The organism is Candidatus Frankia nodulisporulans, assembly GCF_902806475.1.
Taxonomy (GTDB): domain Bacteria; phylum Actinomycetota; class Actinomycetes; order Frankiales; family Frankiaceae; genus Frankia; species Frankia umida.
In genome coordinates, this window is sequence record NZ_CADCWS010000469.1 from 1 (window position 1) to 1,495 (window position 1,495).

General features: G+C 72.2%; 2 protein-coding genes. Both read left to right on the forward strand.

Annotated features, from left to right (window positions below; all coding sequences use genetic code 11):
* The first annotated feature begins 10 nt into the window (after positions 1-10).
* Positions 11-379, forward strand: a complete 369-nt coding sequence (locus G6R24_RS20870; RefSeq protein WP_225438882.1) for an RNA-guided endonuclease InsQ/TnpB family protein — start codon at positions 11-13, stop codon at positions 377-379.
* An 84-nt stretch (positions 380-463) separates the two neighbouring features.
* On the forward strand, positions 464-1,495 hold a 1,032-nt coding region (locus tag G6R24_RS20875), incomplete at its 3' end, for an amino acid permease (protein WP_163550825.1).

Sequence of the window (1,495 nt, forward strand, 5' to 3'; positions counted from 1 at the left end):
CCTCCACAAACTGTCCACGAGGATCATCCGCGAGAACCAAACGGTGGTCATCGAGGACCTGGCGGTCCAGAACATAGTCCGCAACCACAGTCTCGCCCGTGCGATTTCGGATGCGGGCTGGCGGGATCTGCGGACCATGCTGGAATACAAGGCCGGCTGGTACGGACGCGACGTGGTCGCTGTCGACCGCTGGTATCCCAGCTCGAAGACCTGCTCGTCCTGCGGGGCGCTGGTCGAAAAGCTGCCGTTGAACATCCGGGAATGGGCCTGCGCTTGTGGTGCGGTCCACGACCGGGATGTGAACGCGACACGGAATGTTCTCGCGGCGGGGCTCGCCGTGATCGCCTGCGGAGACGGAGTGAGACCACCCCGCTCCTAGAGTGGGGAGGCGTCTGTCAGTGAAACAGGAAAACCTGCCCGCGAGGGTAGGAATCCCCGGTCTTCAGGCCGGGGAGGATGTCAACTGTGGGGCTATCTGGCCGGGGTCGCGTTCGTCGTCGGCAAGACGGCGTCGTGCGCGGCGATGGCCCTGGGTGTCGGCGGCTACGCGTGGCCGGCGCATCCCCATCTGATCGCGGTCGCCGCGGTCGTGCTGCTCACCGGCGCGGATGTCGCCGGGGCCCACCGCGGGGTGGCCCTGGGCCGGGTCCTGGTCGGGATCGCGCTGGTCGTGCTGGCGGTCGTGGTCGTCGTCTGCCTGACCAGCGCGACGTTCCAGCCCGCGCATCTGCGCCTTCGGGCGGCGCCGGACGCAGCGACGCTCAGCTCCGGCGGTGTGCTGCGGGCGGCGGGGCTGCTGTTCTTCGCCTTCGCCGGTTACGCGCGGCTGGCCACCCTGGGTGAGGAGGTACGTGATCCGGCGCGCACGATCCCCCGCGCGGTGCTGGTCGCCCTCGCGATCACCCTCGTCGTCTACCTGGGGGTGGCCGTGGCCGTGCTGGGTGTGCTCGGCCCGGCGGCCCTGGGTGGCTCCGGTGCGCCGCTGGTCGACGCGGTGCGCGCCGCCGGGGCGGGCGCTCTGGCGCCGCTGGTGCGGGTGGGGGCGGTGGTGGCCGCGAGCGGATCGTTGCTGGCGCTGCTGCTCGGGGGGTCGCGTACCACGCTGGCGATGGCCCGCGACCGGCATCTGCCCCGGACCCTCGCCGTCGTGTCGACCCGGACCGCGGTGCCCCACCACGCGCAGCTGACGGTCGGTGCGGTCGTGGCCGTCGCGGCCGGGTTCCTGGACCTGCGTGCCACGATCGGATTCTCCTCGTTCGGGGTGCTCGTCTACTACGCGGTGGCGAACGCGTCGGCGTGGACGCTGCGCCCCGAGGAGGGCCGTCCGCCGCGCTGGGTGCCCGTGTGCGGCCTGGTCGGCTGCCTGACGTTGGCGTGCACCCTGCCGCTGGGTGCCGTCGTGGCGGGTCTGGGGATGCTCGCCGCCGGGGGCGGCGCGTACGCACTCACCCGCCGTCACCGTGAGGGCCCGCCGGTGGCGGTTCCCGGCAGGCCA